The 26350-nt window shown below is 68.1% G+C and carries 23 protein-coding genes and 1 riboswitch; of the genes, 19 read left to right on the forward strand and 4 right to left on the reverse strand.

Features of this window, described 5'->3' with window-relative positions; all coding sequences use genetic code 11:
- The first annotated feature begins 2 nt into the window (after positions 1-2).
- The 11 genes from BLS74_RS23105 to BLS74_RS34515 all read left to right on the forward strand — a co-directional run bounded on the left by BLS74_RS23105 (position 3) and on the right by BLS74_RS34515 (position 9523).
- A complete protein-coding gene (locus tag BLS74_RS23105) occupies positions 3-512 on the forward strand; it encodes a DinB family protein (protein ID WP_093109496.1) in 510 nt (169 codons plus the stop codon).
- Between the two features lie 142 nt (positions 513-654).
- Positions 655-1452 carry an enoyl-CoA hydratase/isomerase family protein gene (locus BLS74_RS23115; protein ID WP_093109497.1) on the forward strand — a complete coding sequence of 266 codons (798 nt, stop codon included), beginning with the start codon at positions 655-657 and terminating at the stop codon, positions 1450-1452.
- Positions 1449-2120 (forward strand): DUF4126 domain-containing protein, encoded by a 672-nt coding sequence (locus tag BLS74_RS23120; protein WP_093109498.1) that lies wholly within the window; start codon positions 1449-1451, stop codon positions 2118-2120. Before BLS74_RS23115 ends, BLS74_RS23120 begins: the two co-directional genes overlap by 4 nt.
- On the forward strand, positions 2113-4107 hold the full coding sequence (locus BLS74_RS23125; protein ID WP_093109499.1) for an acetyl/propionyl/methylcrotonyl-CoA carboxylase subunit alpha: 1995 nt from the start codon (positions 2113-2115) through the stop codon (positions 4105-4107). The genes BLS74_RS23120 and BLS74_RS23125 overlap by 8 nt, the downstream gene beginning before the upstream one ends.
- A gap of 125 nt (positions 4108-4232) precedes the next feature.
- The gene (locus BLS74_RS23130) at positions 4233-5162 is read left to right on the forward strand and encodes a 2-hydroxyacid dehydrogenase (protein WP_093109500.1); all 930 of its coding nucleotides are present in this window, start codon (positions 4233-4235) and stop codon (positions 5160-5162) included.
- Positions 5163-5183: 21 nt separating this feature from the next.
- Entirely contained in the window at positions 5184-6104 is a 921-nt protein-coding gene (locus BLS74_RS23135; RefSeq protein ID WP_093109501.1) for a hydroxymethylglutaryl-CoA lyase, read from the forward strand.
- Complete coding sequence (locus tag BLS74_RS23140) at positions 6104-6592, forward strand: YbaK/EbsC family protein (RefSeq protein ID WP_093109502.1); 489 nt, start codon at positions 6104-6106, stop codon at positions 6590-6592. Before BLS74_RS23135 ends, BLS74_RS23140 begins: the two co-directional genes overlap by 1 nt.
- A 5-nt stretch (positions 6593-6597) precedes the next feature.
- A complete protein-coding gene (locus BLS74_RS23145; RefSeq protein ID WP_093109602.1) occupies positions 6598-6795 on the forward strand; it encodes a DUF1289 domain-containing protein in 198 nt (65 codons plus the stop codon).
- Positions 6792-7433, forward strand: a complete 642-nt coding sequence (locus BLS74_RS23150; RefSeq protein WP_093109603.1) for a 2-hydroxychromene-2-carboxylate isomerase — start codon at positions 6792-6794, stop codon at positions 7431-7433. Before BLS74_RS23145 ends, BLS74_RS23150 begins: the two co-directional genes overlap by 4 nt.
- Positions 7434-7578: 145 nt before the next feature.
- Positions 7579-9273 (forward strand): MFS transporter, encoded by a 1695-nt coding sequence (locus tag BLS74_RS23155; protein ID WP_093109503.1) that lies wholly within the window; start codon positions 7579-7581, stop codon positions 9271-9273.
- Positions 9274-9364: 91 nt separating this feature from the next.
- A complete protein-coding gene (locus BLS74_RS34515) occupies positions 9365-9523 on the forward strand; it encodes a hypothetical protein (RefSeq protein WP_170855687.1) in 159 nt (52 codons plus the stop codon).
- A gap of 6 nt (positions 9524-9529) precedes the next feature.
- Here BLS74_RS34515 and BLS74_RS23160 read toward each other — a convergent pair whose 3' ends face one another.
- Positions 9530-10642, reverse strand: a complete 1113-nt coding sequence (locus BLS74_RS23160; protein WP_093109504.1) for an ABC transporter substrate-binding protein — start codon at positions 10640-10642, stop codon at positions 9530-9532.
- A gap of 170 nt (positions 10643-10812) precedes the next feature.
- Between BLS74_RS23160 and uvrA the strand changes: the two genes are divergently transcribed.
- The 4 genes from uvrA (at position 10813) to trxC (ending at position 19271) form a co-directional block, all read left to right on the forward strand.
- Complete coding sequence (gene uvrA, locus BLS74_RS23165; RefSeq protein WP_244503972.1) at positions 10813-16719, forward strand: excinuclease ABC subunit UvrA; 5907 nt, start codon at positions 10813-10815, stop codon at positions 16717-16719.
- A complete protein-coding gene (locus BLS74_RS23170; protein WP_093109505.1) occupies positions 16719-17765 on the forward strand; it encodes a histone deacetylase family protein in 1047 nt (348 codons plus the stop codon). The genes uvrA and BLS74_RS23170 overlap by 1 nt, the downstream gene beginning before the upstream one ends.
- 104 nt (positions 17766-17869) lie before the next feature.
- The gene (locus BLS74_RS23175; RefSeq protein WP_093109506.1) at positions 17870-18826 is read left to right on the forward strand and encodes a tripartite tricarboxylate transporter substrate binding protein; all 957 of its coding nucleotides are present in this window, start codon (positions 17870-17872) and stop codon (positions 18824-18826) included.
- A gap of 7 nt (positions 18827-18833) precedes the next feature.
- Positions 18834-19271 carry a thioredoxin TrxC gene (gene trxC / locus BLS74_RS23180; protein WP_093109507.1) on the forward strand — a complete coding sequence of 146 codons (438 nt, stop codon included), beginning with the start codon at positions 18834-18836 and terminating at the stop codon, positions 19269-19271.
- A gap of 6 nt (positions 19272-19277) precedes the next feature.
- Here trxC and BLS74_RS23185 read toward each other — a convergent pair whose 3' ends face one another.
- The 3 genes from BLS74_RS23185 to BLS74_RS23195 form a co-directional block, all read right to left on the reverse strand.
- A complete protein-coding gene (locus BLS74_RS23185; protein ID WP_093109508.1) occupies positions 19278-20066 on the reverse strand; it encodes an HAD-IIB family hydrolase in 789 nt (262 codons plus the stop codon).
- A complete protein-coding gene (locus tag BLS74_RS23190; protein WP_093109509.1) occupies positions 20066-21694 on the reverse strand; it encodes a peptide chain release factor 3 in 1629 nt (542 codons plus the stop codon). The genes BLS74_RS23185 and BLS74_RS23190 overlap by 1 nt, the downstream gene beginning before the upstream one ends.
- A gap of 69 nt (positions 21695-21763) precedes the next feature.
- A complete protein-coding gene (locus BLS74_RS23195; protein ID WP_093109510.1) occupies positions 21764-22381 on the reverse strand; it encodes a hypothetical protein in 618 nt (205 codons plus the stop codon).
- Positions 22382-22481: 100 nt separating this feature from the next.
- A riboswitch (S-adenosyl-L-homocysteine riboswitch) is annotated at positions 22482-22549 on the forward strand.
- Between the two features lie 64 nt (positions 22550-22613).
- On the opposite strand from BLS74_RS23195, the gene ahcY reads away from it, so the two are divergent.
- From ahcY to BLS74_RS23215, 4 genes are read left to right on the forward strand one after another with little or no spacing between them, the layout of a single operon-like run.
- Positions 22614-24041 (forward strand): adenosylhomocysteinase, encoded by a 1428-nt coding sequence (gene ahcY / locus BLS74_RS23200; protein ID WP_093109511.1) that lies wholly within the window; start codon positions 22614-22616, stop codon positions 24039-24041.
- A 9-nt stretch (positions 24042-24050) separates the two neighbouring features.
- Positions 24051-24848 (forward strand): TlyA family RNA methyltransferase, encoded by a 798-nt coding sequence (locus BLS74_RS23205; protein WP_093109512.1) that lies wholly within the window; start codon positions 24051-24053, stop codon positions 24846-24848.
- Entirely contained in the window at positions 24826-25659 is an 834-nt protein-coding gene (metF, locus tag BLS74_RS23210) for a methylenetetrahydrofolate reductase [NAD(P)H] (RefSeq protein ID WP_093109604.1), read from the forward strand. Before BLS74_RS23205 ends, metF begins: the two co-directional genes overlap by 23 nt.
- Positions 25656-26333, forward strand: coding sequence for a septal ring lytic transglycosylase RlpA family protein (locus tag BLS74_RS23215; RefSeq protein WP_093109513.1), 678 nt, complete (start codon positions 25656-25658; stop codon positions 26331-26333). Before metF ends, BLS74_RS23215 begins: the two co-directional genes overlap by 4 nt.
- Positions 26334-26350: the final 17 nt, after the last annotated feature.

Below are 26350 nucleotides of genomic sequence, written 5' to 3' on the forward strand. Positions count from 1 at the left end.
CCATGTCGCTTCCGAACTACTTCGCGAGCCTGGGCCGCTACCACGTGTGGGCCACGCACACGCTGCTCGACGCCAATCTGAAAGGGCTGTCCGATGCCGACTGGCATCGCGACTGCGGCCTCTTCTTCCGCTCGGTCCATCGCACGGTCAACCACCTGCTGGTGGCCGACAACATCTGGTACGCGCGCTTCGCCGAAGGCCGTTCGCCGCGCATCCCGCTCGACACCGAGCTGCACGCCGAGCGCGCCGCGCTGTGCGAGGCGCTGGGTGCAGCGGTGACGCGCTGGAGCCCGTGGCTCGCGACGCTCGCGCCCGAGCGCTACGACGGCGAGCTGGTCTACACGCGCAACAACGGTGAAGAGGTGCGCATTCCTTTTGCGCCGGCGCTCGGCCACGTGTTCAACCACGCGACCCATCACCGCGGCCAGCTGACGGCCGCGCTGACGGCCATGGTCCAGCCGGGCCCTGAGATCGACTGGGTCTATCTGCTGCAACAGGAAGCAAAAGGATGAACCCACCCCCAGGCTTCGCGCACTTCGTGTCGCTACGCCAACCCCCTTGCAGGGGGCAACACCAGCGGCCCGGCAAAGCCGGTTCCGCGGTGTTTCCCGAATGGGCTTCGGCCTGCTCGCCAAATGCGCCTGAGGAACTGACATGACCGACTTCACCACGCTCGAACTCGAGATCGAAGGCGCCGTCGCGCGCATCTGGCTCAACCGGCCGGAGCTGCGCAATGCCTTCGACGATGTCGTCATCCGCGAGCTCGGCGAAGCCTTCTCGCAGGCGAGCGCCGCGGCCGACGTGCGCGTGATCGTGCTCGGCGCCAACGGCCCGGCCTTCTGCGCCGGCGCGAACCTCAACTGGATGCGCCGCGCGGCCGACTTCACGCACGAGCAGAACATGGCCGATGCGGGCGGTCTGGCCGCGATGCTGCGCACCATCCATGAGAGCCCGAAGCCGGTGATCGCGCGCGTGCAGGGCGACGTCTACGCGGGCGGCATGGGGCTGGTCGCCGCCTGCGATGTCGCGGTGTCGGTCGACACGGCCTGGTACTGCCTGAGCGAAGTCAAGATCGGCCTGATTCCAGCGACCATCAGTCCCTATGTGCTCCGCGCGATGGGCACGCGCGCGGCGCAGCGTTACTTCCTCACGGCGGAGCGCTTCACCGCGGCCGAAGCGCATCGCATCGGCTTCGTGCATGAGGTGGTGGCAGCCGACGCGCTCGATGCCAAGGTGGCCGAGCTGGTGAAGGCCTTCACCGGCGCCAGTCCGGCGGCGGTGCGCGCCTGCAAGCAGTTGATCGCCGACGTGGCAGGCCGCGAGATCGACGACGCGTTGATCGCGAAGACCGTGCAAGGGATCGCCGACATCCGTGCCAGCGAGGAAGGCCGCGAGGGCGTGCAGGCCTTCCTGCAGAAGCGCAAGCCTTCCTGGCTCGGCGGGCAAAAATGACTTCGCTCGACCTGCCGCAACTGCTCGCGCTGGCCGCCGCCATCGGCTGGGCCAGCGGCATTCGGCTCTACCTGGTCGTGCTGTTGACCGGACTGGCCGGCTACCTCGGCTGGGTGCCGCTGCCGGGCGGATTGCAGCTGCTCGCGCATCCGGTGGTCATTGCGGCCAGCGGCTTCATGGTCTTCGTCGAGTTCTTCGCCGACAAGATCCCGGGCCTCGATTCGCTGTGGGACATGGTGCACACGGCCATCCGCATTCCGGCCGGCGCGGCGCTCGCGGCCAGCGTCTTCGGCACCGACCATGCGGTGATGGCGATCGTGGCCGCGCTGCTGGGCGGCGGCTTCGCGGCGACGGCGCATGCGGCCAAGGCCACCACGCGCGCCGCCATCAACACCTCGCCCGAACCCTTCAGCAATGTCGGCGCCTCGCTGGTCGAAGACAGCATGGTGCCGGCCGGACTTTGGTTGGCCGTGGCGCATCCGCTGGTGTTCGCGGTGCTCTTCATCGCCGTGCTCGTGCTCAGCGTGTGGCTGATCCGAAAGAGCTGGCGCTTCCTCAAGGCGCTGTTCGGACGCGTGGCGCGCATCTTCAGCGGACGGCCGGATCCTGGCGTCGTATCCGCATTCCAGTTCAAGAAAAATTCCCCGGAAGACACTCCTCATGTTTAAGAAGATTCTCATTGCCAACCGCGGGGAAATCGCCTGCCGCGTGGCCGCGACGGCGCGCCGCATGGCGATCCGCACGGTCGCCGTGTACTCGGACGCCGACGCCCATGCCAATCACGTGCGCGCCTGCGACGAGGCCATCCATCTCGGCGGCAGCGCGCCGAAGGACAGCTACCTGCGCTGGGAAAAGATCCTCGAAGCCGCCACGGCCAGCGGCGCGCAGGCGGTGCACCCGGGCTACGGCTTCCTGAGCGAGAACGAGGAGTTCGCGCAGGCCTGCGCCGATGCCGGTCTGGTCTTCATCGGCCCGCCGCCCTCGGCCATCAAGGCCATGGGCCTGAAGGCCGAGTCCAAGCAACTGATGGAAAAGGCCGGCGTGCCGCTGGTGCCCGGCTACCACGGCAGCGACCAGGATCCGGCGCTGCTGCAGCGCGAGGCCGACCGCATCGGCTACCCGGTGCTGATCAAGGCCAGCGCCGGCGGTGGCGGCAAGGGCATGCGCGTGGTCGAGAGGGCAGTCGACTTCGCGCCCGCACTGGCTTCGTGCCAGCGCGAGGCCATCAACAGCTTCGGCGACGACGCGGTGCTGATCGAGAAGTACGTGCAGCGGCCGCGCCACATCGAGATCCAGGTGTTCGGCGACACGCAGGGCAACCACGTCTACCTGTTCGAGCGCGATTGCTCGGTGCAGCGGCGGCACCAGAAGGTGCTGGAAGAGGCGCCGGCGCCGGGCATGACGGAGGCCATGCGCAAGCAGATGGGCGAGGCGGCGGTGGCGGCGGCGCGCGCGGTGAAGTACGTGGGCGCGGGCACCGTCGAGTTCATCGTCGAGCAGCGCGGCGATGGTGAGATGAACTTTTTCTTCATGGAGATGAACACGCGGCTGCAGGTGGAGCATCCGGTGACCGAAGCGATCACCGGGCTCGACCTGGTCGAATGGCAGTTGCGTGTGGCCTCCGGCGAAGCGCTGCCGCTGACGCAGGATCAATTGCAGATCCACGGCCATGCGATCGAGGCGCGCATCTGCGCCGAGAACCCGGACAACAACTTCCTGCCCGCCACCGGCACGCTGCACGTCTACCGCAAGCCGCACGCCACGGCCTTCCAGCGCAGCCGGGTTCGCATCGACGACGGCGTGCGCGAAGGCGGCCTGATCTCGCCTTTCTACGACTCGATGATCGCCAAGCTGATCGTGCATGGCGCCACGCGCGAGGAGGCGCTGGCCCGGCTGGACGCGGCGCTGGCGCAAACGCACATCGTCGGCGTGGCGACCAATGTGCAGTTCCTGCGCGGCATCCTCTGCACCGACTCCTTTGCCCACGCGAAGCTCGACACCGCGCTGATCGAGCGCGAACGCGCGGTGCTGTTCGACCAGGAGGCGCTGGGCCTGCCGCTGGCGGCCGCGGCTTCGATCGCGCACACCTTGCTCGAAGAGGGCGCGAGCGCCTCGGCCGACCCTTTCAGCCGCCGCGACGGCTGGCAATCGCACGGCATCGCGCTGCGGCCCTTCGCCTTCGAGTTCCGCGGCGAGCCGCAGACAGCCGAGCTGAGCTACCTGCACGATGGCGCGCTGATGCTACGCGTCGGCGAGGTGTCGGGTCCGCTGGTGATCGGCCGCTTCCCCACGGGCGAGCTCGAGGTCCAGTTCAACGGCCAGCGCCACACCCTGGACGTCTACGAAGACCAGGACACGGCCTACATCTTCGCAGCGCACGGCGCCACGCGGATTGTCGCCATCGACCGCCTGGCCCATGCCGGCGACGTGCAGGCCGAGGGTGGCCGGCTCACCGCGCCGATGCCCGGCAAGGTCGTGTCCTTCGCGGTCAAGGCCGGCGACAAGGTCAGCCGCGGCCAGCCGCTGGCGGTGATGGAGGCGATGAAGATGGAGCACACGATCGCGGCGCCGGCGGACGGTACCGTGGAGGAGCTGCTCTATGCGCCGGGCGACCAGGTCACGGAAGGTGCCGAGCTGCTGCGGATCGCGGCTTGAGCCACCTCTCCGTTCGGGTTGAGCCTGTCGAAGCCGGGGGCGGCACTTCGGCCCTTCGACAAGCTCAGGACAGGCCAAGCTCAGTGCGAACGGGGATGGAATGCGGAACAGCGAAAATCCTCCAAATGCGAATCACCGTCTGCCTCACCGACAACCGCCCCGATGCATGGATCGAGGGTCTGCGCGCTGCACTGCCCGAAGCCGTTGTGGAGAACTGGCGCCCCGGCACGCCACAAGCCGACCACGCCGTGGTCTGGGCACCGCCGCAAGCCTTCATCGACGAGCAGCCGAAGCTGCGCGGCATCTTCAACATCGGCGCCGGCGTCGATGCGCTGCTCAAGCTGAAGCTGCCGCCCGAAGCCCAGGTGGTGCGGCTCGACGATGCCGGCATGTCGGTGCAGATGGCCGAGTACGTCTGCCATGCGCTGATCCGGCATTTCCGCGAGTTCGACATCTACGAGGCCGACGCGCGCGAAGGCCGCTGGAGTTTCCGCAAGCCGCGCGAGCGCGAGGACTTCGCAGTCGGCGTGATGGGGCTCGGCGTACTGGGCGAGCGCGTCGCGAAGGCTGTTGCGCAGTTCGAGTTCCCGGTCAACGGCTGGAGCCGTTCGCCCAAGGCCATCGAGGGCCTGCGCTGTTTTGCCGGCGAGGCGGAGTTCAACGCCTTCCTGGGCGCGAGCCGCGTGCTGGTCAACCTGCTGCCGCTGACGGAGGCGACGCGCGGCATCCTGAACCGCGAGAACCTGTCGCGCCTGAACGGCGGCGGGCCGGGCGGCTACTTGATCAACGTGGCGCGCGGCGCGCACCTGGTGGAGTCCGACCTGATACCGCTGCTCGACAGCGGCCAGCTGGCCGGCGCCACGCTCGACGTGTTCGAGGTCGAGCCGCTTCCCACCGAGCATCCCTTCTGGCGCCATCCGAAGATCACGGTGACGCCGCACGGTTCCGCGCGCACCGTGCGCGAGGCCTCGATCGCCCAGATCGCCGACAAGATCCGGGCGGTCGAGAAGGGAGAGCCCATTGCGGGCGTGGTCGGGCGTGAGCGCGGATACTGATTCGCTCCACGAGAGGCAAGTATGAAACTTCCATCCAAAGTCAAGATCGTCGACGTCGGTCCGCGCGACGGCCTGCAGAACGAAAAGCAGCCGGTATCGGCCGAGATCAAGATCGGCCTGGTGCACCGCCTTCAGGACGCCGGCCTGAAGGAGATCGAGGTCACCAGCTTCGTGAGTCCCAAGTGGGTGCCGCAGATGGCCGACAACGCCGAAGTCATGCACGGCCTCCGCCGCAAGCCGGGCGTGCGCTACTCGGTGCTGACGCCGAACATGAAGGGCTTCGAGGCCGCGATCGCGGCGCCGCGCGAGGAATGGCCCGACGAGATCGTGGTCTTCGGCGCCGCCAGCGAAGCCTTCAGCCAGAAGAACATCAACTGCTCGATCGCCGAGAGCATCGAGCGCTTCCGGCCAGTCGTCGAGGCGGCGCGCGAGAAGGGCATCTACGTGCGCGGCGCGATGTCGTGCACGGTGGGCTGCCCCTACGAGGGCGAGATTGCGCCCTCGCGCGTCGACATGCTGGCCGGGCTCATGAAGAACATCGGCGTGCAGCACGTCGGCGTGGCCGACACCATCGGCGTCGGCACGCCGGTGAAGGTGCAGCGCGCGCTCGAGGTGACGCTGAAGCACTACGGCGTGGACGATGTCTCCGGCCACTACCACGACACCTACGGCCAGGCGCTCTCCAACACGCTCGCGAGCCTGGAGATGGGCGTGTGGCAGTTCGATACCTCGGTGGGCGGGCTCGGCGGCTGTCCTTTTGCCAAGGGCGCGACCGGCAATGTCGCGACCGAGGATGTGGTCTACATGCTGCACGGCATGGATATCGCGACCGGCATCGAACTCGATCTGCTGATCGATGCCGGCGTCTACATCAACGAGGCGCTGGGGCGCGAGCCGAACTCGCGGGTGTCGAAGGCCATCCGCATCAAGAGGGCCAATTGATGTGCGGCGCTGAACTGACTTCGCTTCCAGATGGCGTCCAGCGCGTCGCGCGCCTGCTGCAGGACAGGGGCCATCCCCACGCGCCGCAGATGCTCGACGATGCCTGCCGCACGGCGCAGCAGGCGGCCGATGCGCTGGGCATCGCAGTGGGGCAGATCGCCAAGAGCATCGTGTTCCGCCGCAAGAGCGACGACACGGCGGTGCTGGTCGTGACCTCGGGCGACAAGCGCGTGGACGAGAAGAAGGTGGAGGCGCTGGTCGGCAAGCTGGGCCGTGCCGACGCCGATTTCGTCAAGAGCACAACAGGCTTCTCGATCGGCGGCGTCTCGCCCTTCGCGCACGCCATGCCGCCGGTCATGCTGATCGACCGCGAGCTGTTCCGCTTCGAGGACGTCTGGGCCGCGGCCGGCCATCCGCATGCGGTGGTGCGGCTGCGCCCGCACGATCTCGAAGGGTTGACCGGCGCACCGGTCGCGGACGTGGTGTGAGCTCGATGTCCGCGCAAGCCGTTCCATCGCCTTGCACCTCGGTGTGCCGCATGAATGCACAGAGCGGGCTGTGCGAGGGCTGCTTCCGTACGCTCGAGGAGATCGCGGGCTGGAGCCGCATGGACGACGCGGCCAAAGAGGCCGTCTGGCTGCGCATCGAAGAGCGCAAGGCGGCCCACCCCGACGAAGCGGAATGCCCATGAAGCACATCACTTTCCATCTCGACTTCATCTCGCCCTACGCCTACCTGGCCTTCGAGCATCTGCCGCGGGCGCTCGAGGGGCTGAGCTACAGCGTGGCCTACCGGCCGGTGCTGCTCGGCGCGCTGCTCAAGCACCATGGCCAGCTCGGCCCGGCCGAGGTCCCCGCCAAGCGAGCCTGGACCTACCGCCATGTGCTGTGGCTGGGTCAAGCGAACGGCATCGCGATCGAGATGCCGGCTTCGCACCCCTACAACCCGCTGCCGCATCTGCGCCTCGCGCTGGCCACCACGCCGGACGGCGACATCAACCGCCATGTGGCCGAAACCATCTTCCGTGACGTCTGGCAGGGCGGCGGCGAAGCGAGCGATGCCACGCGTTTGGCCGCGCTCGCCGCGCGCTTGAAGCAGGTGCGCGACGGCGCAGGCGACGAAGTCAAGGCCCAGCTCAAAACCAACACCGACGAAGCCGTGGCAAGCGGCGTGTTCGGCGTGCCGGCTTACGCGGTCGACGGGCGCCTGTTCTGGGGCTTCGACGGCCTCGTGATGCTGCGCGCCTACCTCGCCGGCGATGCCTGGTTCGCAGGCCCGCAGTGGGACGGCGCCGACCAAAGGCCTTCGCTGCTGCGCCGCAATCGCTGAGTTTCTTACAAGCTGAAACGTACGCTTCGGGTTTCACCTTAAACCGTCAGCATCGATTCAGTTTGGCGAAAGCCCTGGGTCAGTCGCCGCCCCAAGAATCGCCCTAGGTCCCACGCCGTGGGCCGAATTCCTAGGAGACGACCAAATGGCAGCCACACTTGATTCACGGGGAAGGCCGATGCCCGTACCCCGGCCCATGTCCTCGGAGGAGAAGAAAGTCATCTTCGCCTCTTCGCTCGGCACCGTGTTCGAGTGGTACGACTTCTATCTCTACGGTTCGCTCGCGGCGATCATCGCCAAGCAGTTCTTCAGCGGCCTGGATGCGGGCGCGGCCTTCATCTTCGCGCTCTTGGCCTTCGCGGCGGGCTTCCTGGTGCGGCCCTTCGGCGCCATCGTGTTCGGCCGTCTCGGCGACATGATCGGGCGCAAGTACACCTTCCTGGTGACCATCCTGATCATGGGCCTGTCGACCTTCATCGTCGGCCTGCTGCCCAGCTACGCGACCATCGGCGTCGCGGCGCCGGTGATCCTGATTGCGCTGCGCATGCTGCAAGGCCTCGCGCTCGGCGGCGAGTACGGCGGTGCTGCCACCTACGTGGCCGAGCACTCGCCGCACGGCAAGCGCGGCGCCTACACCTCGTGGATCCAGACCACGGCCACGCTGGGCCTGTTCCTGAGCTTGCTGGTCATCCTCGGTGTGCGCACCTGGATCGGCGAACAGGCCTTCAGCGACTGGGGCTGGCGCATTCCGTTCCTGGTCTCGATCGCGCTGCTGGCCATCTCGGTGTGGATCCGGCTCTCGCTCTCCGAGTCGCCGGCCTTCCAGAAGATGAAGGCCGAGGGCAAGACCTCGAAGGCGCCGCTGACCGAATCCTTCGGGCAGTGGAAGAACCTCAAGATCGTGATCCTGGCACTCGTCGGCCTCACTGCCGGCCAGGCCGTGGTCTGGTACTCGGGCCAGTTCTATGCGCTCTTCTTCCTGACGCAGCAGCTCAAGGTGGACGGCATCACGGCCAACCTGATGATTGCCGCATCGCTCCTGATCGGCACGCCCTTCTTCGTGGTGTTCGGCACGCTGTCCGACAAGATCGGCCGCAAGCCCATCATCATGGCCGGCTGCCTGCTGGCCGTCGTCACCTACTTCCCGGTCTTCAAGATGCTGGCCGAAGCGGCCAACCCGGACCTGGCCAGGGCGCAGGCGACCGCAGCCGTGACGGTGACCGCCGATCCCGCGACCTGCTCCTTCCAGGGCAATCCGGTCGCGCGCGAAATCGACTTCAGAAGCTCGTGCGACATTGCCAAGCGCTACCTGGCGCAGAACTCGGTGAGCTACGAGAACGTCGCAGGTGCGCCGGGCTCGAAGGCGATCGTCAAGATCGGCGACAAGACCGTCGAAGCGCCGACCGGCACCGTGGTGAGCTCGAAGTTCGACGAGGCCTCCACCAAGAGCATCGCAGCGTTCAAGAAGAGCATCGGCGATGACCTGAAGGCCGCGGGCTACCCGTCCAAGGCCGACCCCGCCAAGATGAACAAGGTGGTGATCGTCGCCATCCTGACCTACCTCGTGATCCTGGTCACGATGGTCTACGGCCCGATCGCCGCCATGCTGGTGGAACTGTTCCCGACACGCATTCGCTACACCTCGATGAGCCTGCCGTACCACATCGGCAACGGCTGGTTCGGCGGTCTGCTGCCGCCCATCTCCTTCGCGATCGTGGCCAGCACCGGCAACATGTTCAACGGCTTGTGGTATCCGATCGTGATTGCCGCCATGACCCTGGTCATCGGCACGCTCTTCATCCGCGAGACGAAAGACGTCGACATCTACGCCAACGACTGAAATCGGAGGGCTCCGGCCCTCTGTTCAACAAAGGGGCTTCGCGCCGGAACGGCACGAGGCCCTTTTCTTGAACATTCAGGAGACTCAACCCATGTGGAAACTCGCCGTCGGCTTCGTCATCTTCGCCGCCATTGCCCTGTTCGTGATCATGCAAGCGGGGGACAAGGTCGACATGTCGGGTGAGAAGCACGGCGGCGACACGATGCATGCGCCGGAGCCGGCCGCGCCGGCGGCCAGCGCGCCGAAGTAAGCGGCTTCAGCGTTTGAACTTTCCGTCGCTGATGATGGACAGATCGGCGAAATCGATCCCCGAGTGGTCCTGCGGCGAGTAGCTCACCTCCAGGCCGCCGCCCAGGTCGAGGTTGCGGATGCTCTCCAGCGCGGCGAGCACCTTGGCGCGGGTCGGCTTCGGGCCGGCGCGGCGCAGCGCCTCGACCAGCACCTTGGCCGAGGCGAAGCCTTCCAGGGCGGCCGGCGAAAGCTCGTTCTGCCCCTTGGCGCGCGCCAGCGCCAGCGCTTCCTTGACCATCGGATGGCCGATCGAGCGTTCGTTGGGGAACACCTGCGCCACGATCACGCCGCGGCTCGCTTCGCCAAGTTGCTTGATGAAGCCCGATGAGGCGTTGTTGGACAGCGTGACGACCTGGGCCGCCGAGCCCGCCGCGCGCAGCGCCTTGACGCCTTCGACCACCGCGGTGCCGGAGCCGATCCACACCACGGCCTGCGCATTGGCGGCCGTGATCTTCGGCACGATGGCCGCGTAGTCGGGCTTGTCGCGGTCGGCCGTCACCGTCGCGGCCGGCGTCGCCTTGGCCTTGTTGAAGCCGTTCATGGCACCTTCGAGCGCGTCCTGGCCGAAGGAGTCGGTCACATGCACCACCGCAATCCGGCTCACGCCGATGGTGAGCAGGTGCGCCACGGCCTTCTCTGCCTCGCGCTGGTAGGTCGAGCGCACGTTGAACACGTGCTTCTGCACCGGCTTGTGCAGCACCATGGCGCCGGTGGAGGGGCCGATCAGTGCCACGTCGTTCTTGTCGAGCCACGGGATGATGGCCTGCGAATGCGGCGTGCCGCGGCTCATGAACAGCGCCACCACCTTCTTTTCCTCGATCAGCACGCGTGCGTTCTCGCTCGTCCGCTTGACGTCGAAGCCGTCGTCCATGCGCAGCACCTCGATCTTTTCGCCGCCGATGCCGCCCTGAGCATTGGCCGCATCGATCACCAGCTGCGCGCCGGCGATCGTCTCGTTGACGCTGGCGGCGACCGAGCCCGTCATGCCGGCCGTCTGGCCGATCAGGATCTGCGCCGAAGCGCTCATGGTGCCGAGCGCCAGCACGACGGCTGTGCAAAGCACGCGCATCTTGTTCATGGAGGATCCTTAGAGAGGAGTGGGAGCGGAGAAAGGCAAGGGCACTATTTGTTACCAAATGTCGCTTAGCCCTCATTCGGGAAAACCCCTGCCTCTCGACCGGCCATGTGCAGCTTTGCACGAAGCCCGCGCCGGCTTCCTAGAATGTCTGCCCCACCCCCAAGGCACTCATGACACAGGGCTCCATCCGGATTCGCGGTGCACGCCAGCACAATCTCCAAAACCTCGACCTCGACATTCGCACCGGCGAGATGACGGTGGTGACCGGCCCGAGCGGTTCGGGCAAATCGAGCCTGGTGTTCGACACGCTCTATGCCGAGGGCCAGCGCCGCTATGTCGAGACCTTCTCGGCCTATGCACGGCAGTTTCTCGACCGCATGGACAAACCGGCGGTCGACAAGGTGGAGGGCGTGCCGCCCGCCATCGCGATCGATCAGACGAACCCCGTGCGTTCCTCGCGCTCGACCGTCGGCACGATGACCGAGCTCAACGATCACCTCAAGCTGCTGTTCGCGCGCGCAGCCCAGCTGTTCGACCGCGAGACCGCGCTGCCGGTGCGCCACGACTCGCCTGACACCATCTATGCCGAGCTTGCTTCGCGCGCGGCCGCGGCCGGCGATCCGCGCGTGGTGCTGACCTTCCCGGTCGAACTGCCGGCCGGCACCACGGCCGATGAGGTCACGCAGTGGCTGTCGGCCAGCGGCTTCACGCGCGTGCAGAGCGAGCGCGAGATTGCCACGCCGACCGGGCCGCGCAAGGTGCTGGACGTGGTGGCCGATCGCTTCCGCATGGCCGGCGCGGAAAGAGCGCGGGTGATCGAGGCGATCGAGGTCGCGCTCAAGCGCGGCAGCGGGCGGCTCACGGTCTACGCGCTGTCCGCAGACGAAGGTGCGGCGCCGGAGATCTGGAAATTCTCGACCGGCCTGCACTGCCCCGAAAGCGACATCCGCTACGGCGACCCGATCCCGTCGATGTTCTCCTTCAACTCGGCCGTGGGCGCCTGCGAGATGTGCCGCGGCTTCGGCCGCGTGATCGGCGTCGACCTCGGCCTCGTGATTCCGAACGACAAGCTCACGCTGCGCGCCGGCGCCATCAAGACCATCCAGACGCCGGCCTGGAAGGAAGCGCAGGACGACCTGATGCGCCATGCCGAGGCGGCCGGCATTCCGCGCGACACGCCGTGGAACAAGCTCACGCCCGAGCAGCAGGCCTGGGTGATCGAGGGCTCGCCGAACTGGAAGGGCAAGTGGAACCAGCAGTGGTATGGCGTGCGCCGCTTCTTCGGCTACCTGGAGAGCAAGGCCTACAAGATGCACATCCGCGTGCTCTTGTCCAAGTACCGCAGCTATACGCCGTGCCCGACTTGCGCGGGCGCGCGTCTCAAGCTCGATAGCCTGTTGTGGCGTATCGGCACGAAGGAAGATGCCGACGCGGTGCTCGAACCCTCGAAGCGCTTCATGCCGGTCGGCGTGAAGTGGCCGCGCGAGCAGCTGGAGGCGCTGCCGGGGTTGTGCCTGCATGACCTGATGCTGCTGCCGATCGAGCGGCTGCGGCGCCTGTTCGACGGCATCGAGAGCCATGGCAACAGCAGCACCGTCAGCGACGGCGACGTGCAAGCGCTCAAGCTGCTCTTCGAGGAAATCACCACGCGGCTGCGCTACCTGCACGACGTCGGCATCGGCTACCTCACGCTCGACCGTCAGAGCCGCACGCTCAGCGGCGGCGAGGTGCAGCGCATCAACCTCACGACCGCGCTCGGCACCTCGCTGGTCAACACGCTGTTCGTGCTCGACGAGCCCAGCATCGGCCTGCATCCGCGCGACATGAACCGCATCACCGAGGCCATGCTGCGCCTGCGCGACGCCGGCAACACGCTGGTGGTGGTGGAGCACGACCCGGCCGTGATGCTGGCCGCCGACCGCGTGATCGACATGGGCCCCGGCCCCGGCGTGCGCGGCGGGCAGATCGTGTTCGACGGCAGCACCGACGCCCTGCGCGACGCCGAGACGCTGACCGGCCAGTACCTCGGCGGGCGCAAGCAGATCGGCATGGGCTTCCGCCGCATGGTGAGCGAGAACACGCCGCGCCTCATCCTCGAAGGCGTGCGCGAGCACAACCTGCAGAACATCACGGTCGAGCTGCCGCTCTCGCGGCTGGTCTGCATCACCGGCGTCAGCGGCTCGGGCAAGTCGACCCTGATCCAGGACGTGCTGGCGCCCGCGCTGATGCGCCACTTCGGCAAGGCGACCGAATCGCCCGGCGCGCACGACCGCATGCTCGGCGCCGATCATTTGAGCGACGTGGTCTTCGTCGACCAGTCGCCGATCGGCAAGACGGCGCGCTCCAATCCCGCGAGCTACGTCGGCGCCTGGGACGCGATCCGCGAGATCTTTGCCACCGCGGCGCTCTCGCGCCAGCGCGGCTACACCGCATCGAAGTTCAGCTTCAACAGCGGCGACGGGCGCTGCCCGACCTGCGGTGGCTCGGGCTTCGAGCACGTGGAGATGCAGTTCCTCTCCGACGTGTACCTGCGCTGCCCCGACTGCGACGGCAAGCGCTACCGGCCCGAGATCCTGGAGGTGAGGATCGAGCGCGCGGAGCGCAGCTTCAACGTGGCCGACGTGCTCGAGCTCACGGTGGCCGAGGCCGCCGCCATCTTCACGAACGACCGCGAGGTGCTGCGCGTGCTGCAGCCGATCGCCGACGTGGGCCTGGACTACGTCAAGCTCGGCCAGCCCGTGCCCACGCTCAGCGGCGGCGAAGCCCAGCGCCTCAAGCTCGCCGGCTTCCTCGCCGAGGCGGCCAAGAACGGCAGCGCCAGCAAGCAGCCGCTGGCGCGCAAGGGCACGCTGTTCCTGTTCGACGAGCCGACCACCGGCCTGCACTTCGACGACATCGCGCGCCTGATGCGCGCGCTGCGCAAGCTGCTCGACGCCGGCCATTCGCTGGTGGTGATCGAGCACAACCTCGACGTCATCCGCGCCAGCGACTGGCTGATCGACCTCGGCCCCGAGGGCGGCGAGGGCGGCGGCCAGGTGGTGGCGGTCGGCACGCCCGAGCAGGTGCGCGAGAACCGCGCCTCGTTCACCGGCGCCGCGCTGCTCGACTACGACCTGGCCGTCGGTCCCGGCGCCTACAAGGTGGCGGAGCGGGCGGCGCGCTCTTATGCGGCGCGCGCGAAGCCGGCGTCCGGCCGCGACGCGGTCCAGATCGTCAACGCGCGCGAGCACAACCTCAAGAACCTGTCGGTCGACATCCCGCGCGGCAAGTTCAGCGTGGTCACCGGCGTCAGCGGCTCGGGCAAGTCCACGTTGGCTTTCGACATCCTCTTCAACGAGGGCCAGCGCCGGTACCTCGAATCGCTCAACGCCTATGCGCGCAGCATCGTGCAGCCGGCCGGCCGGCCGGAGGTGGATGCGGTCTACGGCATTCCGCCGACGGTCGCGATCGAGCAGCGCCTCTCGCGCGGCGGCCGCAAGAGCACCGTGGGCACCACCACCGAGGTCTGGCACTTCCTGCGCCTGCTCTACGTCAAGCTCGGCATCCAGCACTGCATCCACGACGGCGCCGCGGTCCAGCCGCAGACGCCCGACAGCATCGCGGCGCAACTGCTCAAGAACTTCAAGGGCCAGCACATCGGCCTGCTGGCGCCGCTGGTGAGCAACCGCAAGGGCGTCTACACCGAGCTGGCCGACTGGGCGCGCCCGCGCGGCTACACGCACCTGCGGGTGGACGGCGAGTTCCTGCCCACCACCGGTTTTCCTCGCATCGACCGCTTCAAGGAGCACAGCATCGAGCTGCCGGTGGCCAGCCTCGATGTGCTGCCTTCGGAAGAGACCGCACTGCGCCAGGCGCTGGCCAAGGCGCTCGAACACGGCAAGGGCGTGGTGCAGGTGCTGAGCGATCTCACCGGCCTGCGCGGCGCCATGATGGCCAACGCGCCGACCGGCGGCATCGGCCGCACGCACGTGTTCTCCACGCTGCGCGCCTGTCCGGTCTGTAGCACCAGCTATGCGGAGCTCGATCCACGCCTCTTCTCCTACAACAGCAAGCACGGCTGGTGCCCCGACTGCGTGGGCACCGGCGTCAAGCTCACCAAGGAACAGCGCAAGGTCTACGACGACTCGGTGATGGCCGACGATCAGAAGGGGCGCGAGCAGACCTTTGCGGAGCCCGAGGCCGAGGACGTGGGCGACGTGGTGTGCCCGACTTGCGAGGGGACGCGGCTGAATGCGACGGCGCGGGCGGTATTGTTTGGCGGCGGGCGTGCCCCTCACCCCAACCCTCTCCCCAGCGGGGAGAGGGAGCCGAAGCCCGCACTGCTCCCTCTCCCGCTTGCGGGAGAGGGCTGGGGTGAGGGCGGTATCGGCATCACCCAGCTCGCGCGCATGAGCGTCACCGACATCCGCATCTGGTTCGAGCAACTGGCATTGACCGGTCGCCAGGCGGAAATCGCGCGCGACCTGGTGCCGGAGATCAAGAGCCGCCTCGAATTCCTCGAAGAGGTGGGCCTCGGCTACCTCACGCTCGACCGCGGCGCGCCGACGCTTTCCGGCGGCGAGGCGCAGCGCATCCGCCTCGCGGCGCAGCTCGGCAGCAATCTGCAGGGCGTGTGCTACGTGCTCGACGAGCCCACCATCGGCCTGCACGCGCGCGACAACCAGATCCTGCTGGACGCACTGCACAAGCTGGGCGACAAGGGCAACACGCTGGTGGTGGTGGAGCACGACGAGGACACCATCCGCCGCGCCGACCACATCATCGACATCGGCCCCAGCGCCGGCAAGCGCGGCGGCCGGCTGGTCGCCGAGGGCTCGGTCGCCGACCTCGAGCGCGCGGGCGATTCGCAGACCGGGCGTTATCTGCGCGATGCGATCAAGCATCCGCTGCAGCCGCGCCGTCCGGTGCCGGCGCCCGAGCCCGGCGCGCCCGGCTGGCTCAGCGTGCGCGGCGCCGACCTGCACAACCTGCAGGAAGTCACGGTCTCGCTGCCGCTGCATCGGCTGGTCGCGGTGACGGGCGTCAGCGGCTCCGGCAAGTCGACGCTGGCGCGCGACGTGCTGCTGGCCAACGTGTACGCGGTCGTGGTCCAGCGCATGACCAAGGCCGGCCGCGATGCCGACGCCGCAGGCAAGCGCCCGGCCTGGGCGGGCTGCAAGGGCGTCGAGGGCTACGAGACCATCGACCGCGTGCTGGAGGTCGACCAGACGCCGATCGGCAAGACGCCGCGCAGCTGCCCGGCCACCTACATCGGCTTCTGGGACACCATCCGCAAGCTCTTCGCCGACACGCTGGAGGCCAAGGCGCGCGGCTACGGGCCGGCGCGCTTCAGCTTCAACACCGGAGAAGGCCGCTGCCCTGGCTGCGATGGCGCCGGCGTGCGCACCATCGAGATGAGCTTCCTGCCCGACGTCAAGGTGCCTTGCGAGGTCTGCCACGGCGCGCGCTTCAATCCCGAGACACTGGCCGTGAGCTGGCGCGGCAAGAGCATCGGCGATGTGCTGCAGATGGAGGTCGACGAGGCGGTCGAGTTCTTCGCCGCCATGCCCAACATCAGCCATCCGCTGCAGCTGCTCAAGGACGTGGGGCTCGGCTACCTCACGCTGGGCCAGCCTTCGCCGACGCTTTCCGGCGGCGAGGCCCAGCGCATCAAGCTCGTGACCGAGCTCAGCAAGGTGCGCGACGATGTCACGCGCCGCGGCAACAAGGCGCCGCACACGCTCTACGTGCTCGACGAGCCGACCGTCGGCCTGCACATGGCCGATGTCGAGAAGCTGATCCACGTGCTGCATCGGCTGGTGAACGGCGGCCACAGCGTGGTGGTGATCGAGCACGACCTCGACGTGATCGCCGAGGCCGACTGGCTGATCGACCTCGGCCCCGAAGGCGGCAACGGCGGCGGGCGCGTGGTCGCCGCGGCGCCGCCCGAGGAGGTGGTGAAGCTGCGTACGCACACCGGCGTGGCGCTGGCGCCGGTGCTGGCGCGCGGGGCCGGCCGGCATGAAGTGCTGAAGCTGCCTGTGCCACCTGTGCCGGTGCAGCCGGCCGTGCCGGTCCGGGCGCGCAAGGAAGCCTGATGCTCACCGTCTACAACGACCAGCACGTGCTGCACCACGGCAAGGTGGAGATGTTCCGCGGCGAGCTGGTGCCCTGCTTCGAGGTGCCGGCGCGTGCGGACTACGTGCTGCGGGAACTGAAGGAGCGTGGGCTCGGCCCGATCGAAGGCCCTGCCGAGTTCGACGACGCGGCCATCGCGCGCGTCCATGCGCCGCGCTACCTCGAATTCCTTGCAGGCGCCTGGGACGAATGGGTCGCGCTAGATCCTGCCAATGCGGCCCGCGATGCGCTGCCGTCGTACTGGCCGATCCGTAGCTTTCGCTCCGACGTGCTGCCGGCGAGCTTCCCGGCGCGCCTGGGCTTGTTCTCGTACGACTCGGGCTCGCCGCTCACTGCAGGCACCTGGACGGCGGCGCGGGCCGGTGCCGGCTGTGCGCTCTCCGCCGCGGCGCATGTGCTGCGCGGCGAGCGCGCCGCCTTCGCGCTCACGCGTCCGCCGGGCCATCACGCGGGCGCCGACTTCTTCGGCGGCTACTGCTTCCTCAACAACGCGGCGATCGCGGCGCAGGCGCTGCGCGACGCCGGCGTCGAACGGGTCGCGGTGCTGGACATCGACTACCACCACGGCAACGGCACGCAAGCCATCTTCTACGAGCGCGCCGACGTACAGTTCACCAGCATCCACGGCGACCCGCACACCGAGTACCCCTACTACCTGGGCTATGCGGACGAAGAGGGCGTGGGCGCGGGGCTGGGTTTCAACCGCAACCTGCCGCTTGCGCGCGGCACCGGCTTCGCGCGCTGGCGCGAGGCGCTGCAGAGCGCGCTGCGCGGCATCGTGGACTTCCGGGCGGGCGCGCTGGTCGTGTCGCTCGGGCTCGATACCTTCGAGGGCGATCCGATCGCCGGCTTCAAGCTCGCCACGCCCGACTACCTGCGCATCGGCGAAGACTTGGCGCACGCCGGCCTGCCGACCGTGTTCGTGTTCGAGGGCGGCTATGCGGTCGCCGAGGTCGGTACCAACGCGGTCAATGTGCTCGACGGCTTCATGCAGCGCGCCGGCTGAACGGCGGCGCTGACGCCTGCGCGACGCGCCCCGGGGTGAAACCCGATTGCCCTCGCGAGGCGCGCGCTGCCAAATGGCTGCCCCTGCAATCCGGAGCCCGCCTCATGTTTCGTCGTTCTCTCTTGTGCCTCGCCCTGCTCGGCTTCGCGGCCACCGCCGCCCATGCGCAGGCCTTCCCGAGCAGGCCCATCAAGCTGGTGATTGCCTTCCCCGCGGGCGGCCCGACCGACATCACGATGCGGCAGCTGGCTGAGAACGCCTCGAAGATCATCGGCCAGCAGGTCGTGGTCGAGAACAAGCCCGGCGCCGGCGGCACGCTGCCCGCGCAGGCGCTGCAGACCGCGCCTGCCGACGGCTACACCATCGCCCAGATCCCGCTCGGCGTGTTCCGCCTGCCCTACACGACCAAGATCAACTGGGACCCGGTCAAGGACATCAGCTACGTCATCAACGTCACCGGCTACGCCTTCGGCATCGTCGTACCGGCCGACAGTCCGTTCAAGACATGGAAGGACTTCGTCGCCTATGCCAAGGCCAATCCCGGCAGGCTGACCTATGGCTCGACCGGCAACCTGACCAGCCCCCACCTCACGACCGAGCTGATCGCGCAGAAGGCCGGCATCGAGCTGCAGCACGTGCCCTACAAGGGCAGCGCCGACCTGATGCTCGCCGTGCTCAGCGGCCAGCTGATGGCTGCGGCCGACAGCACCGGCTTCGCGCCGCAGGTGGAGGCAGGCAAACTGCGCGTGCTCAACACCTGGGGCGAAAAGCGACTGGCCAAGTTCCCCGATGCGCCGACGCTGAAGGAGCTGGGCCTGGACATCGTGCAGAACTCGCCCTTCGGCATCGGCGCGCCCAAGAGTACGCCGCCCGAGGTGGTGAAGAAGCTGCACGACGCCTTCAAGCAGGCGATGGAAGAGCCCAGCTACGTCGCATCGCTGGGCCGCTACGACATGCTGCCCATCTACATGAGCTCGGCCGACTACACGAAGTTCGCCCAGACCACCTTCACGCGCGAGAAGGCATTGATCGAGAAGCTGGGGCTCGCCAAGCCGCAGTGAGCGCCCCGTGACCGAATCGCTGCACGTCGTCTGCCCGCATTGCCACACGACCAACCGCGTGCGCAGTGCGCAGCTGGGGAGCGCGCCCGACTGCGGCAACTGCCACCGGCCGCTGTTCGTCGGCCACTCCACGGCGTTGGACGAAGCCGCCTTCGACCGCCATCTCGGCCGCAACGAGATCCCGGTGCTGGTCGATTTCTGGGCGCCGTGGTGCGGCCCCTGCATCCAGATGGCACCCGCCTTCGAGCAGGCCGCCGCCCGGCTCGAGCCGCAGTTCCGCCTGGCCAAGGTCGACACCGAAGCTGTGCCAGCGCTGGGCGAGCGCTTCGGCATCCGCAGCATTCCCACCTTGGCGCTGTTCAGCGGCGGGCGCGAGATTGCGCGGCAGGCGGGCGCGATGGGTAGCGCCGACATCGTCCGCTGGGCGCAGGCGCAGCGTCGCTAGGCCGCTTCAGCGGATGTCGAGCAGCGCGGCCGCCACTTGCGCGAAACCGGCGCCGCGCGCGCCGGCGCTGATGTAGCGCGGCAGCGTCGTCAGCTGCGGCTCGAAGCGGCGGATGTTGGCCACGCCCACGCTGTGCGGGAAGCGCTCGAACATCAGCACGTCGTTGGTCGAGTCGCCCACGTAGACCCAGCGATCGAGCTCGGCCCCCAGGTCGCGGCCGAAGAGCTCGCGCACGATCCAGCAGGCGCCGACCCACTTGTTGTGGTCGCCGAACCAGCCGTTGATGTGGATCGAGCTCACCGTCGCGTTCATGCCTTCGGCGCGCATGATCTGCACCGCCTGCGCGATCTGCGCTTCGCCCAGGTGCGCGAATTCGCTGTGGTCGATTGCGATGTCGGTCTCGCGGCCCGGCGAGTCGGTGGCGCGCCTGGCGCCCGACACTTCGCGCTCGACGCGCGCCAGGGCCTGCTGCATGCGTGCGAAGTTGGCGCTGCGCGTCGCGGTATCCTGGCGGTAGCGTTTGTCGAGCGCACCCGACGGTGAAGCCGCGAGCGCCACCGCGCCGTTCTCTGCAACGATCGCATCGACCGGCCAGACCGGCGCGAAGGGCTCGCTCCAGCCCACGGAGCGGCCGGTGATCGCGATCACCGGCAGGCCAGCCGCCTTCAGGTCGTGCAGCGCCTGCAGCGCATCGGACGTGATGGCGCCCTCGGTGGTCAGCGTGTCGTCGATGTCGGTAAGGACGCCTGCGATTTGCTGGCGATCTTCAGTGGGCCATGCGCTCAGTGGGAGCATCAACCGGCCGTTTGAAGTGCAAGCCCCGCATGCTCGCGCAGCGGATGGAAATGGATCTTCGGGAAGCGCTCCTGCGCCAGCCGCACGTCGTAGGGTGAGGTGCAGAGGTAAGCCAGCGTGTTCGCTGCGTCGAGTGCCATGCGCGCCGGGTAGGCGTCGGTGAAGGCTCGCAGCTCGGCCGGCGTGTCGGCCGTGATCCAGCGCGCGCCGGTGTACTGGCAGCCTTCCAGCCGCACGTCGGCGTCGTATTCGGTCTTCAGGCGATGCTGCACCACCTCGAACTGCAGCTGCCCCACGGCGCCCAGCAGCATCGGCCCGCCGACCTCGGGCCGGAACACCTGGATCGCGCCTTCCTCGCCGAGCTGGGCCAGGCCCTGCTGCAGCTGCTTGGTGCGCAGCGGGTTCTTGAGAATCACGGTCATGAAGAGCTCGGGCGCGAAGAAGGGCAGGCCGGTGAACTGCAGCGAGGCGCCGTCGGTGATGGTGTCGCCCAACTGCACGCCCCCGTGGGTGGTGAAGCCGACGATGTCGCCCGCATAGGCCTCTTCCACCGCCTCGCGGCGCTGGCTCATGAAGGTCACGACGCTGGTGGGGCGCAGCTCCTTCGCGGTGCGCTGCACCTTGAGCTTCATGCCCGGCGTGTACTTGCCCGAGGCCATGCGCACGAAGGCGATGCGGTCGCGGTGATTGGCGTCCATGTTGGCCTGCACCTTGAAAACGACGCCGGCGAAGTCCTTGTCTTCTGGCTGGATCTCCTTGACCACCGGCTGCCGGTTGACCAGCGTTGTGCTGGTGCGCGGCTGCGGCGGCGGCGCGAGGTCGACCAGCGCGTCGAGCACTTCCATCACGCCGAAGTTGTTGACGCCGGAGCCGAAGAACACCGGCGTCTGCTTGCCGGCGAGGAAGGCCTCGCGGTCCCAGGTGGGCGAGGCGCCGGTGGCGAGCTCCATGCTCTCCATGGCGGTGTCGAACTCGTGACCGAAGCGCCTCTGCAGCGCTTCGCGCTCGGCCAGCGGCATGGCTTCGAAGTCCTGCGGCAGCCGTTCGCTGCCCGACTCGAACACCGTCATCGCCTGCGTGCGCAGGTTCACGATGCCGCCGAAGCTCTTGCCCTGGCCCACCGGCCAGGTCATCGGCACGCAGGGCATGCCGAGTTCGCGCTCGATCTCGTCGAGCAGCTCCAGCGGCTCGCGCACCTCGCGGTCCATCTTGTTGACGAAGGTGATGATGGGCGTGTCGCGCTGGCGGCAGACCTCGATCAGGCGGCGCGTCTGCGCTTCGACGCCGTTGGCCGCGTCGATCACCATCAGGGCCGAGTCGACCGCGGTCAGCACGCGGTAGGTGTCTTCGGAGAAGTCCTTGTGGCCCGGCGTATCGAGCAGGTTGATCACGTGCTCGCGGTAGAGCATCTGCATCACCGAGCTGGCCACCGAGATGCCGCGCTGCTTCTCGATCTCCATCCAGTCGGAGGTGGCGTGGCGCGAGGCCTTGCGCGCCTTCACCGAACCGGCGATCTGGATCGCGCCGGAGAACAGCAGCAGCTTCTCGGTCAGCGTGGTCTTGCCGGCGTCGGGGTGGGAAATGATCGCGAAGGTGCGGCGGCGGCGGGTTTCGGAGGCGAAGGTCATGGGGGTGAACGCGGAGCGCGCTCACGGGCGCGGGCTGCTGGCGGCAAAGCCCGCAATTTTAACGAGCCGTCACATCGGCGGCGTGAAGCCATTGCGCCCGACCAGCATGCGCAGCGCGGTGGGCTTGCCTTCCTTCACCTGCGCGGTGATCACCACCTTGGCGCCAGGCACCACCAGGGCCGCCTGGTCCGCATTGCCCGGCTTGAAGGTCACGACCGGCGTGCCGCGCGGCACGATGACGGTCTGCTCGCCGTCCTTGTACTTGAGCAGCAGCTTGTGGCCGCCCGGCGCTGAGGACGGCGCCGCTTCGAGCTGCGCCACTGTGGCGTTGGTCATCGTGCTCTGGGGCATCAGGTCCCAGGGGCGAAAGCCTTCGCCGGTCCCGCGCGCGGCCTCCGGAAACACAAGCACTTCCACGGCGCGCTGCGTGCCGTCGGGTTGCGGCACGGCGCCGGCGCCGACGAAGCTGCCCGGCTTGATGTCGGCCAGCGTGAGCGGAATGACTTCTGAGACGTTCATGTCGGCAGGGCGCACCATCGTGACGGTTTCGCCGCTGCGGTCCTTCACGGTCAGCGAATTCGCATCGGCACGCGCGATGACGCCGCGCACGCGCACGGTTTCCTGCGCCGCCGCCGCGGCGGACAAGGCAATCACGAACGATGCAGCAAAGAGCTTGACTTTGAACATGATGATGGGGCCGCGAGGGCGGCGGTTGGGGGGCGTTGCAGTCTAGGCCGATCCGCACATCGCCGCTGGCGACGGAAAAGCGGCACGCGCTAAAATGCCGCTTCCGAGGAGCGTTGCAGCGCCGCCAGGCGTGAGGCTCGGACCCCTTCGCAACCACGCTCACCCGCTGTTCTCGCGGTGAGTCTCGTCCCCCGAACACAGCGGCATCATTCAAACTTGTTTTGGAGTCCACATGAGCGCCGTTCTCAAGTCCACCGCCGACCAGGCCATCGCCGATATCTCCCTTGCCGCCTGGGGCCGCAAGGAAATCCGCATCGCGGAAACCGAAATGCCCGGCCTGATGGCCATCCGCGAAGAATTCGCCAAGAGCCAGCCCCTGAAGGGCGCACGCATCACCGGCTCACTGCACATGACGATCCAGACCGCAGTGCTGATCGAAACCCTGCAGGCGCTGGGCGCCACCGTGCGCTGGGCCTCGTGCAACATCTTCTCGACGCAAGACCATGCCGCCGCCGCCATCGCGGCCACCAACACGCCGGTGTTCGCGATCAAGGGCGAGTCGCTCGAAGATTACTGGGACTACACCCACCGCATCTTCGACTTCGGTCCCAAGGGCTCGGCCGGCGAAGGCCCGAACATGATTCTTGACGACGGCGGCGACGCCACGCTCTTGATGCACCTGGGCCAGAAGGCCGAGAAGGACCAGAGCGTGCTGGCCAACCCGACCAGCGACGAGGAGCGCATCCTCTACGCGGCGATCAAGGCCAAGCTGGCCGTCGACGCGACCTGGTACACGCGCAAGTCGGCCGAGATCATCGGCGTAACCGAAGAGACCACCACCGGCGTGCACCGCCTGAACGAGATGAGCGCCAAGGGCACGCTGCTGTTCCGCGCCATCAACGTGAACGACTCGGTGACCAAGAGCAAGTTCGACAACCTCTACGGCTGCCGCGAATCGCTGGTGGACGGCATCAAGCGCGCCACCGACGTGATGATCGCCGGCAAGGTCGCCTGCGTGGCCGGTTACGGCGACGTGGGCAAGGGCTCGGCCCAGGCCCTGCGCGCGCTGAGCGCCCAGGTGTGGGTGACCGAGATCGACCCGATCAACGCGCTGCAGGCCGCGATGGAAGGCTACAAGGTCGTCACCATGGAGTACGCCGCCGACAAGGCCGACATCTTCGTGACCACCACCGGCAACCGCGACGTGATCCGCCACGAGCACATGGCCGCGATGAAGGACCAGGCGATCGTCTGCAACATCGGCCACTTCGACAACGAGATCGCCGTCGCCTCGCTCGAGAAGTACGAGTGGGAAGAGATCAAGCCGCAGGTCGACCACATCACCTTCCCGGACGGCAAGAAGATCATTCTGCTGGCCAAGGGTCGCCTCGTGAACCTGGGCTGCGGCACGGGCCATCCGAGCTTCGTGATGTCCTCGTCCTTCGCCAACCAGACCATCGCCCAGATCGAGCTCTTCACCAAGCCCGATGCCTACCAGGCCGGCAAGGTCTACGTGCTGCCCAAGCACCTCGACGAGAAGGTGGCGCGCCTGCACCTGAAGAAGGTCGGCGCGATGCTGACCGAGCTGACCGACGAACAGGCCGCCTACATCGGCGTGAACAAGAACGGCCCTTACAAGCCGGACACCTACCGCTATTGAGCGGAGCGCGTGCGCGCCGATCAGTTGCTCGTCGAACGCGGCCTGGCCGCCTCGCGCTCGCAGGCCGTGCGGCTGATCGCGGGCGGCCTGCGCTGGCGCGACGGCACGACCTGGCGCGTGGTCGGCAAGAACCGCGACGAGGTGCCGGAGACGGCCGAACTCGAGCTCGTCGATGCGGCCGAGGCGCGCTACGTCTCGCGCGGCGGGCTCAAGCTCGAAGGCGCGCTCGCTGCGAGCGGCATCGACGTGCAGGGCAAGCGCTGCCTCGACGTCGGCCAGTCGACCGGCGGCTTCACCGACTGCCTGCTGCAGCGCGGCGCCGCGCATGTGGTGGGCGTGGACGTGGGCCATGGCCAGCTGCATGCACGGATACGCGAGGATGCGCGCGTGACCGCCGTCGAAGGCGTCAATGCGCGCACGCTCGACGCGTCCGCCTGGGCCGATGCTTCGCCCGACTACACGCATTTCGATCTGATCGTCGGCGATCTCTCGTTCATCTCGCTCACGCTGGTGCTGCCCGCGCTGATACCGTTTCTCACACCGGCCGGTGAACTTCTGATGCTGGTCAAGCCTCAATTCGAGTTGCAGCCGGGACAGGTCGGCAAGGGCGGCATCGTGCGCGATGCGGCGCTTTTTGCAGTGGTCGAACAGCGCCTGCGCACGGCGTGCGCGGAGCTCGGCCTGCGCGTTGCAGCGTGGTTCGACAGCCCGATCACGGGCGGCGACGGCAACCGCGAATTCTTCATCCATGCCGTTCGTGCGAACGGCGAACCAGGAGCCGGCCGTGCGCCTTCCGTTGAGCTTTGAATTCTTTCCGCCGAAGACGCCCGAAGGCGCGGCCAAGCTGCGCACCGTGCGCCAGCAGCTCTACGTGCGGCAGCCCGAGTTCTGCTCGGTGACCTACGGCGCCGGCGGCTCGACGCACGAGGGCACCTTCGGCACGGTGCGCGAGATCCTCGGCGAAGGCGTCGATGCCGCCTGCCATTTCTCCTGCATCGGCGCCACACGCAGCACGGTGCGCGAGCAGCTGGCGGAGCTCAAGGCCATGGGCGTCAAGCGCCTGGTCGCGCTGCGCGGCGACCTGCCGAGCGGCTACGGCATGGGCGGCGAGTTCCACTATGCGAGCGATCTCGTCGCCTTCATCCGCGAAGAGACCGGCCGCGATTTCCATATCGAGGTCGCCTGCTATCCCGAAGTGCATCCGCAGGCACGCTCGCCCGAAGCGGACTTGCAGGCCTTCGCGGCCAAGATGCATGCGGGCGCTGACTCGGCGATCACGCAGTACTTCTTCAGCCCCGAGGCCTACTTCCGCTTCGTCGACGAGGCACGCAAGCTGGGGCTCGCGGCGCCGATCGTGCCGGGCATCATGCCGATCACGAGCTCGACCCAGCTGATGCGCTTCTCGGATGCCTGCGGCGCCGAGATCCCGCGCTGGATCCGGCTGCGGCTGCAGGGCTTCGGCGACGACATGGCCTCGATCAAGGCCTTCGGTCTCGACGTGGTGACCGAGCTCTGCGCGCGCCTCGCCAGCGGCGGCGCGCCGGCGATGCACTTCTACACGATGAACCAGTCGGTGGCGACGCTCGCGTTGCTGGAGCGGCTGGGCTGGGACGAATGAGGTCGCGCCGCCTCGCCGGACGGCTGGCGCTCGTCGCCGCCGCCGTCTGGCTGGCGGGTTGCACCACGCCGCGCTCGTCCTCGCCCGGCGAGGGCGCGCAGGGATTGCGGCCGCTGGCGCGGCAGCCCGCGCTGCCGCCCGGCGCGCCGCCGCGTTCGCAGGTGCCTTCGGCGCGCTATGACCTCGCGGGGCCGGGTGCCGACGAATTGCCGGACGACGGCGCACCGGGCGACGCGGGCCCGCGCGAAATCTTCGAGCGCGGCGGCGCTTCCTGGTACGGCATCCAGTTCCACCAGCGCAAGACCGCGAACGGCGAGCGCTTCGACATGACGGAGCTGACGGCCGCGCACAAGACGCTGCCCTTCAACACCCGCGTCTGCGTGCGCAGCCTGGTGAACGGGCGCGAGGTGCTGGTCCGCATCAACGACCGCGGGCCGTATGCCTCGGGCCGCATCATCGACCTGAGCCGTGCCGCGGCCGAATCGATCGGCATGCTGGGGATGGGCATCAAGCAGGTTGCGTTGTCGATCATGGACAAGAACGGCGCGCGCTGTGCCGGCGCGGTGGTCGAGGCGAATGGGGTAGCGGACGCGGCGCCGGCTGCCGAAGCGCCTGCCAAGAAGCCTCCTGCGGCCAGACGAAGCCGCGAAGTGCCGCCGCGCCAGCGGCGCTGAAGCGCGCCGCGGCGGCC

Origin of the sequence: Variovorax sp. CF079 (genome assembly GCF_900101545.1) — a bacterium.
Taxonomy (GTDB): domain Bacteria; phylum Pseudomonadota; class Gammaproteobacteria; order Burkholderiales; family Burkholderiaceae_C; genus Variovorax.

Bases quoted from the DNA above. Each gene is read 5' to 3' on its own strand.
- ahcY (WP_093109511.1), top strand. From the start codon at position 22,614: ATGAGCGCCGTTCTCAAGTCCACCGCCGACCAGGCCATCGCCGATATC.
- BLS74_RS23170 (WP_093109505.1), top strand. From the start codon at position 16,719: ATGCTCACCGTCTACAACGACCAGCACGTGCTGCACCACGGCAAGGTG.
- BLS74_RS23125 (WP_093109499.1), top strand. From the start codon at position 2,113: ATGTTTAAGAAGATTCTCATTGCCAACCGCGGGGAAATCGCCTGCCGC.
- BLS74_RS23115 (WP_093109497.1), top strand. From the start codon at position 655: ATGACCGACTTCACCACGCTCGAACTCGAGATCGAAGGCGCCGTCGCG.
- BLS74_RS23190 (WP_093109509.1), bottom strand. From the start codon at position 21,694: ATGACCTTCGCCTCCGAAACCCGCCGCCGCCGCACCTTCGCGATCATT.
- BLS74_RS34515 (WP_170855687.1), top strand. From the start codon at position 9,365: ATGTGGAAACTCGCCGTCGGCTTCGTCATCTTCGCCGCCATTGCCCTG.
- BLS74_RS23175 (WP_093109506.1), top strand. From the start codon at position 17,870: ATGTTTCGTCGTTCTCTCTTGTGCCTCGCCCTGCTCGGCTTCGCGGCC.
- BLS74_RS23185 (WP_093109508.1), bottom strand. From the start codon at position 20,066: ATGCTCCCACTGAGCGCATGGCCCACTGAAGATCGCCAGCAAATCGCA.
- BLS74_RS23215 (WP_093109513.1), top strand. From the start codon at position 25,656: ATGAGGTCGCGCCGCCTCGCCGGACGGCTGGCGCTCGTCGCCGCCGCC.
- BLS74_RS23195 (WP_093109510.1), bottom strand. From the start codon at position 22,381: ATGTTCAAAGTCAAGCTCTTTGCTGCATCGTTCGTGATTGCCTTGTCC.
- BLS74_RS23155 (WP_093109503.1), top strand. From the start codon at position 7,579: ATGGCAGCCACACTTGATTCACGGGGAAGGCCGATGCCCGTACCCCGG.
- BLS74_RS23135 (WP_093109501.1), top strand. From the start codon at position 5,184: ATGAAACTTCCATCCAAAGTCAAGATCGTCGACGTCGGTCCGCGCGAC.
- BLS74_RS23140 (WP_093109502.1), top strand. From the start codon at position 6,104: ATGTGCGGCGCTGAACTGACTTCGCTTCCAGATGGCGTCCAGCGCGTC.
- BLS74_RS23130 (WP_093109500.1), top strand. From the start codon at position 4,233: ATGCGAATCACCGTCTGCCTCACCGACAACCGCCCCGATGCATGGATC.
- uvrA (WP_244503972.1), top strand. From the start codon at position 10,813: ATGACACAGGGCTCCATCCGGATTCGCGGTGCACGCCAGCACAATCTC.
- BLS74_RS23160 (WP_093109504.1), bottom strand. From the start codon at position 10,642: ATGAACAAGATGCGCGTGCTTTGCACAGCCGTCGTGCTGGCGCTCGGC.
- BLS74_RS23105 (WP_093109496.1), top strand. From the start codon at position 3: ATGTCGCTTCCGAACTACTTCGCGAGCCTGGGCCGCTACCACGTGTGG.
- BLS74_RS23145 (WP_093109602.1), top strand. From the start codon at position 6,598: ATGTCCGCGCAAGCCGTTCCATCGCCTTGCACCTCGGTGTGCCGCATG.
- BLS74_RS23120 (WP_093109498.1), top strand. From the start codon at position 1,449: ATGACTTCGCTCGACCTGCCGCAACTGCTCGCGCTGGCCGCCGCCATC.
- BLS74_RS23150 (WP_093109603.1), top strand. From the start codon at position 6,792: ATGAAGCACATCACTTTCCATCTCGACTTCATCTCGCCCTACGCCTAC.